Raw genomic sequence first — 7,168 nt, 5'->3', positions numbered from 1 at the left:
CGCGTGAGCACCGGCGCTCCGGGCTCTGCCGGGTCGTTGACGAGCACCGAACGACTGAGTTCGATCATGCGAGCGCACCTCCCCAAGGGTGGCAAAAGTGTATGCACCTTGCGCCAGATCCGTCAACGGGAAGAGGTGACGGGAAGAACGGTGCTCGTGTCTAGCCTGGAGCCCAGGCGCGCGGCGCAGATGCGTGCGTCGAGAAGGGAGCAGTTGGAGTTGGCTGCCGATTGTTTCGTGTGCGGCAAGTCTCTTGATCCTCAAGATCCGAACTCGATCGCGGTCGTCGTGCGAACTCCGTCGGCGGAGGGCATTACGCGCTACGCGCATATCGAGCACGTCCCACCCCTCGGAGAATTCAGGGGACCAGAAGGGGTTGTAATGGCGATTCTTGGTAGCCCCTTGGGTTGAACTGACCGCGAACGAAGACGCCCAAACGACGCGGCCGGCAACGCGCTTGATCGCGATCCAATTCCGGCGTACGCGCCGACTCACCACCCATTTCGCAAGGTAACTAACCTGCCCGAGAGCCGCACCCCGACGGTTGCGATGCCTCGCGATGGGAGACCCACGATGACCTCGACCACCAGCACGCTGTCGCCGCCGCCGCTGCGCCACATGGACCGCTTCTTCATCGGTGGTGAGTGGGTCGAGCCGTCGTCCGGCGCCAAGATCGACGTGATCGACTCCGCGACCGAAGAGCTGTTCTTCAGCGTGGCCGAGGCCGGCTCCGCGGACATGGCGCGCGCGGTCGAAGCAGCTCGACTGGCGTTCGACGACGGACCGTGGACGCGAACGACGCACACCGAGCGTGCCGGCTGGCTCCGCGCCTTGGGCGCGGGGATGCAGGCCCGCACTGACGACCTGGGTCAGATCTGGCCACGCGAGTCGGGCGTCTTGCACTCGGTCGCGCAGTACTCAGGGATGATGGCCTCCGGCGCGCTCGAGTCGTACGCCGCGCTGGCCGACACGTTCCCGTTCGAGGAGGAGTGCGCGCCGACGATCGGTGGCGACTTCGGCCTGCTGGTCCGCGAACCGGTCGGCGTGGTCGGCGCGATCATCCCGTGGAACGCCCCCGTCACGCTGATCGCCCACAAGATCGGGCCCGCGCTCCTCGCGGGGTGCACCGTGGTCCTGAAGTCCTCGCCGGAGGCACCCGGCGAGGGCTACGTCTACGCCGAGGTCGCCGAGGAGATCGGGCTTCCGTCCGGGGTGCTCAACGTCCTGACGGCCGACCGTGAAGTCTCCGAGCTACTCGTCACGAACCCGGGCGTGGACAAGATCACGTTCACCGGGTCGACGGCGGCCGGTCGACGCATCGCGTCGCTGTGCGGCGAGCGCATCGCCCGTTGCACGCTCGAGCTCGGTGGCAAATCGGCCGCGGTGATCTTGGATGACGCGGACCTCGCGACCGTCGCGAAGACCATCTCGAGAGCCGAATGCTTCCTCTCGGGGCAGGTCTGCTCCTCGCTGACCAGGATCGTGGTACCGCGCGCCCGTCACAACGAGCTCGTCGACGCGCTTGCCGGCACCTTCTCCAAGGTGCACGTCGGCGATCCGTTCGAGGCCACGACGCAGATGGGTCCGCTCGCGGCCGAACGTCAGCGTGACCGCGTCCAGGGCTACATCGCGAAGGGGATCGACGAGGGTGCGACGCTCGCCACCGGCGGCGGTCGCCCCAAGGACCTCGAGCGCGGCTGGTACGTCGAGCCGACGGTGTTCGGCAACGTCGACAACCACTCGACCATCGCCCAGGAGGAGATCTTTGGTCCCGTCCTGAGCGTCATCCCAGCTGAGGACGAGCAGGATGCCGTCAGGGTCGCGAACGACAGCATCTACGGCCTCAATTCCGCAGTGTTCACGGCCGACGTCGATCGCGCACGCGAGGTCGCCGGCCAGCTGCGGGCCGGCACCGTCGGGCACAATGCATTCCGCACCGATTTCGGCATCGCGTTCGGTGGCTTCAAGCAGTCCGGCATCGGCCGCGAGGGCGGCAAGGAAGGGCTGCTGCCCTTCCTCGAGACGAAAACCGTGATCCTTGACGGCAAGCCGAAGGGCTACAGGTAGACCGACTCATCAGCGGCGGCCGCACCACGAGCTTCAGGAGGCGCGTCGCTAGCTGTCCTGTGCTGCGAGGAGACGTTCGGACACGTCGCCGAGGTCGGCGGCCGATCCGTCGTAGACGACCTCGCCGTGCTGGAGCAGCACCACCGTGTCCGTGATCCGCAGAGCGTGACCAACGTACTGCTCGATGATGAGCATCGTGGTCCCCGTCTGTCGAACCTTCTCGAGGGTGGCGTAGACCTCGTCGACGACGATCGGCGCCAGCCCGAGTGACAGCTCGTCGACCACGAGCAGGCGCGGCGGCCGCACCAGGACACGCGCGAGTGCGAGCATTCGTTGCTCGCCACCCGAAAGCGTCCCGGCCAGCTGCTTGCGACGCTCGCCAAGGCGAGGGAAGAGCTCGAACGCGCGCTCGAGTCCGCCCGAGACCTCTTTGCGACCGAGGTTGCGCCGGAAGTCCAGCGTGAGGTTCTCCTCGACCGTGAGGGAGCTGAACACCGAGCGACCTTCGGGTGCGTGCACGACGCCGCGCGGCGCGATGTCCCATGGCGGCATGCCTGCGATGTCGGTGCCGTCGAAGAGCACCTGGCCGGAGGTGACGGGCACCAAGCCGGTGACGACCCTTGCGATCGTCGTCTTCCCTGCGCCGTTCCCGCCGAGGAGAGCCGCGACGCCTCCCTCGGGAACCGAGAACGACACGCCGAAGAGCGCGCGGAACGGGCCGTACGCGGCGTCGACGTCTCGGAGCTCCAACAAGGGCGCGGCGACCTCGGCCGTCGCGGCGTTGGACTCCGCCGGTTGGGGCGTGGCGACGACGGCGGGCTTGGGTTGCTCGGCATGGGTCGTGGAGAGCTCGCCGAGGTAGGCGCGCCGCACGGCGTCGTCGTTCATCACCTCGCCCGTCGGGCCTTCCGCGATGAGCGTGCCGAAGTCGAGGACGTAGAGGCGGCTCGCGAACGCCTGGACCATGCCGATGTCGTGCTCGACCAGGAGGATGGCGGTGCTGCGCTCGCGCTGGATCTCGTGGAGCATCCTCACGACATCCTGCGTCTCGTGCTGGTCGAGGCCCGACGACGGCTCGTCGAGCAAAAGCAGCTTCGGGTCGGTCATGAGCGCGCGACCGAGCTCGACGAGCCGGGCCCGACCCAGGCTGAGCGCCTCGATCCGCCGGTCGGCGACGTTGTCGAGCGCGAGCAGCTTTAGCGTTGCTTCGGCGCGCTCGAGCTCCTCGTCGGTGGGCCGGGCCAGGTTGAGGCAGTCCTTCCAGAGTCGGCCGGTCCCGAGGCGGGCGCGCTCGGCCACGAGCAGGTGCTCGCGAACGGTCATGCCAGCGAAGAGCTCGATCCGTTGGAACGTCCGACCGAACCCGCGTCGAGCGCGCTTGTGCACCGGGTAGCGGGTGATGTCCGTGCCGTCGAAGTGGACCGTCCCCGCATCTGGCTTGAGCATCCCGAGGAGGCAGTTGAAGAAGGTCGTCTTCCCGGCCCCGTTCGGTCCGATGAGTCCCACCGCCTCGCCCGGCTCCACCGTGAGCGAGACATCGTCGAGCGCGGTGATGCCGGCGAATCGCTTGGTGATGCCGCGCGCGTCGAGCAGCGTCATGTCGGTACCTGCTCGGTCACGCCAGTCATCGAACCGGCGACAGGGTCCCCCTCACCGCTCCCACTCGCGCGCTTGCGCCGATCGAGCCGGCGTTGGATGGATTCAAGCTGTCTGCGCTTTCCGTGCTCCACGAGCCCTTCGGGGTGCTTGGCGTACGTGAACGCAGCCAGCCCGAAGAGGACGAACCGCCACGCGCCGGGCACGCCGAGGGCCTCCAGCAGTTCGGGGAAGAGCGCGAACGCGAGACCGGCCTGGATCGCGCCCTCGACGGTCCGGGAGCCGAGCGTCGCCACGAGGACCAACCAGAACAGGCCCAAGAACGGGGAGAAGTTCACGCCGTAGTTGGCTTGCTCCTCGTGCAGGGTGAGGAGCGCCCCGCCGAGCCCGGCGATCGCCGCCGAGAGGGCGAAGGCAGTCACCCGCGCCCGTGCTGCGCTGATGCCCAACGCGGTCGCGGCGGCCTCGCTCCCGCGGAGCGCGTCGAGGAACTTGCCGGTGGTGCCCCGGCGAACGAGCGCGACGATCGTCCCGACCACGGCGAGCAGCACAACGCAGAAGATGAAGAAGGTTTCGTTCCCGTCGAGGAAATCCGGCCGAGGGGCCTGCGGCGGCAGCGTTCCGCCACCGACCGCCTCGAGCGGCACGATGACGCTGTCGAACATGAGCGCGAACGCGAGGGTCGCCAACGCGAGGTAGATGCCACCCAACCGGAGCGAGGGGAGGGCGACCAGCGCGCCGATTACCGCGGCGAACACGATGCCGACGAGTAGCGAGAGCAACGGGGATCCGAGGTTGTCCGAGAGCTGCGCGGTCGTGAAGCAGCCGACGGCCGCGAACGTCGCCTGGCTCAGCGAGATCTGGCCGCCCATCCCTGTGATCACGGTGATCGAGAGAAAGATCAACGAGAAGATGACTGCCTTCGTGACGATGCCCACCCAGAACACGTCCAGCGCCGTGAGCGTCACGACGATGGCGGCGGTCGTGACGATCGTGCCGAAGACCCACGTCCCGATCGTGAGGCCGCGGCTCCGCTCGGCCGCGGCCAGCCCGGGCGGCGGCGGATCGACGCCGGCGAGCGGGTCGGTCAGCTCCGCCTTCTGCCGCAGGCCGGGCCAGAACAGCAATAGGAGGAAGAGCACGACGAACGGCAGGGACGGGCGCAGACCCGTGGAGACGATGTTCCAGAACTCGCCCGCGTTCGTCGGGAGATAGCCCGCGAGGATGCCCTGGAGGATCCCGAGGAGGATCCCTCCGAGGAGCGCCAACGGGATGCTCGTGAGCCGGGCGAACGCCGCCGCGGCGATGGCCGCGACGAGCAGCCCCGTGAAGCTGTTCACTTCCGTCTGCGCGTACAACGGCGCGATCAGCACTCCGGCGAGGCCGGCGATGAAGCTCGAGAGCATCCACGCGACCATGCTCACGCGGTCGGCGTTGATGCCGACCAATGACGTCATGCGCGGGCTCTCGACGACCGCGCGCATCTGCAACCCGATCGCCGAGTATCGAAACAACGCGGTCAGCACGATCACGACGAGCACGGTCACGATCATGGTGATCGCCTGGCCGCCGTCGATCCCGTAGCGGTCGCCGATCGGGTGGTAGATCGCGAACTCGCCGACGTCGAAGGGCCAGATCGTCGGTGGCGAGAACTTGGTGTCCGCTCCGAACCACAGCAGCTTGACGATCTCCGGGATCGCGACGAGGAGACCGAGTGAGGTGACGAGCTTCGCGAGGGTCGACGCGGTGCGCAGGTGGCGGAACAAGAACCGGTCGAGCACGAACCCGAGCAGTGGTGCGAGCACGACCACGGACACGAGGAAGGCCGGGAGGATGCCCCATTCCTCGTCATTGCGAAGTGTGTAGAACGCCGCTGCCGACACGAACGCCTGAGCAGCGAAGGCGAGGTTGAAGACGCCCGACGTCTTGTACGCGAGCACGATGCCGACCGCCACCAGACCGAACACGCATCCGAAGGGGAAGCCCCGGATGACGTACCCGAGGAGCTCGCTCACGGCATCTGCCTGCTCTTGCTGCGGGCGTGCGGAGCCGCGTCAGCACGCGCACAACGCGTCATCCATCCCCCCTAGCTGAGAATCGGATCACCGTAATCCCGCGAGCCTTTCTCTGCACCGCGGTGCCACAGAACCACCACGCGACGTGAACCCCTGTGTACTCGCGGTGGGGCGCCCTAGTCGCAGGGCGACGTGAGTGTTATACCTATGGCGCTTCGACAGGAGACTCGAGTCGGTGCGCCCCGCCGGGGTGTGGCCGGTCGATGACGTGGTACGGGGGATCGGATGTCAGGTGCTCGTGTTCGCGTGAGGCGTGTGTCCGCGCTCATGCTGACGGTCGCGTTGCTTGCCACCGGAGCCGCATCGGTGGCAGGCGCGGGAGTGAGCTTCCCGGCGGTCGACCAGCCGGGGGTGAGCGACACCGAGATCAGGGTCGGTGGAGTCCTCACCGACACCCTGAACCCGACCGGCGTCTCGTACGGGCCCGCGTTCGACGGGGTCGAGGCCTACTTCGAGTACATCAACACGACCGAGGATGGTGTGTACGGCCGCGAGCTCGTGCTCGCCTCGAAGCGCGACGACCAGCTGGGCAAGAACCGCGAACAGGCGCAGGCCCTGGTCTCGCAAGACGACGTGTTCGCGGCGCTGCCCCTCGCCACGAGCCTGTTCACCGGAGCCCAGGTCTACGTCGAGGAAGGCATCCCCGCGTTCGGATGGAACATCAACGCGGAGTACGGATCCGAGAACAACACACCGGGGCCGCCGAACCTGTTCGGGACCGCGGGATCGTTCATCTGCTTCACGTGTGCGCAAGCGGGCCTCGGCACCTGGCTGCCGCAAGAGATCAAGGCCAAAAACGTCGGCATCCTCGCCTACGGCGTGGTGCAGTCCACGGACTGCGCCACCGGCAACGAGAACAGCTTCGAGAAGTTCGAGACCGCGAACGTCGCGTTCGTCGACAAGAGCCTTGGGTTCGGTAACCCTGACTTCAGCGCACAGGTCGCCCAGATGGTTGAGGCGGAGGTCGACTACGTCGTTGCGTGCATCGACTTCAACGGCATCATCAACCTCCGCAAGGAGATGCTGCGCCAGGGCATGGAGGCCGCGATGTTGCTCCCCAACGCCTACGAGCACGAGACGATCGCCGAGAACCAGGAGTTCCTCAACGGGCTCTACGTGGCGACACTCTTCGCGCCGCTGGAGACGAAGCCCGCGCTGCCGGCCGTCAAGCTCTTCAAGAAGTACATGAAGAAGACGGGTGGTGACATCACCGAGAACGCGATCGTCGGGTGGATCAACGCCGACCTGTTCGTGACCGGATTGAAGGCCGCGGGCGAGGACTTCACCCGGGAGAGCGTGATCGACGCGATCAACGAGATCACCGACTACACCGCGAACGGGTTCCTGCCTCCGGTCGACTGGACGACCGCGCACGAGGACGACGCGGACTGCATGGCCCTCTTGAAGATCGTCAACGGCAAGTTCAAGCC

4 protein-coding genes are annotated in these 7,168 nt (G+C 67.1%); 2 read left to right on the top strand and 2 right to left on the bottom strand.

From position 1 onward, the window contains the following. Positions 1–573: 573 nt before the first annotated feature. A complete protein-coding gene (locus tag WEE69_02315) occupies positions 574–2,067 on the top strand; it encodes an aldehyde dehydrogenase (protein ID MEX1144124.1) in 1,494 nt (497 codons plus the stop codon). Between the two features lie 48 nt (positions 2,068–2,115). On the opposite strand, the gene WEE69_02310 is transcribed toward WEE69_02315, so the two are convergent. Both WEE69_02310 and WEE69_02305 read right to left on the bottom strand, forming a co-directional pair. Further along, a complete protein-coding gene (locus WEE69_02310) occupies positions 2,116–3,666 on the bottom strand; it encodes an ATP-binding cassette domain-containing protein (GenBank protein ID MEX1144123.1) in 1,551 nt (516 codons plus the stop codon). Then, positions 3,663–5,678 (bottom strand): ABC transporter permease, encoded by a 2,016-nt coding sequence (locus WEE69_02305; GenBank protein ID MEX1144122.1) that lies wholly within the window; start codon positions 5,676–5,678, stop codon positions 3,663–3,665. Before WEE69_02305 ends, WEE69_02310 begins: the two co-directional genes overlap by 4 nt. A gap of 315 nt (positions 5,679–5,993) precedes the next feature. Between WEE69_02305 and WEE69_02300 the strand changes: the two genes are divergently transcribed. Then, positions 5,994–7,168 (top strand): ABC transporter substrate-binding protein (locus WEE69_02300; protein MEX1144121.1); only part of this gene is annotated, 1,175 nt, incomplete at its 3' end.

The organism is Acidimicrobiia bacterium, from assembly GCA_040881685.1.
In the GTDB taxonomy this organism is placed as follows: domain Bacteria; phylum Actinomycetota; class Acidimicrobiia; order IMCC26256; family PALSA-555; genus SHVJ01.
Note: the sequence above shows the minus strand (reverse complement) of the source record. Positions and strands in the feature narration are given on the sequence as shown.

Coding starts and splice junctions, on each gene's coding strand:
- WEE69_02315 (MEX1144124.1), top strand. CDS start 574: ATGACCTCGACCACCAGCACGCTGTCGCCGCCGCCGCTGCGCCACATG.
- WEE69_02310 (MEX1144123.1), bottom strand. CDS start 3,666: ATGACGCTGCTCGACGCGCGCGGCATCACCAAGCGATTCGCCGGCATC.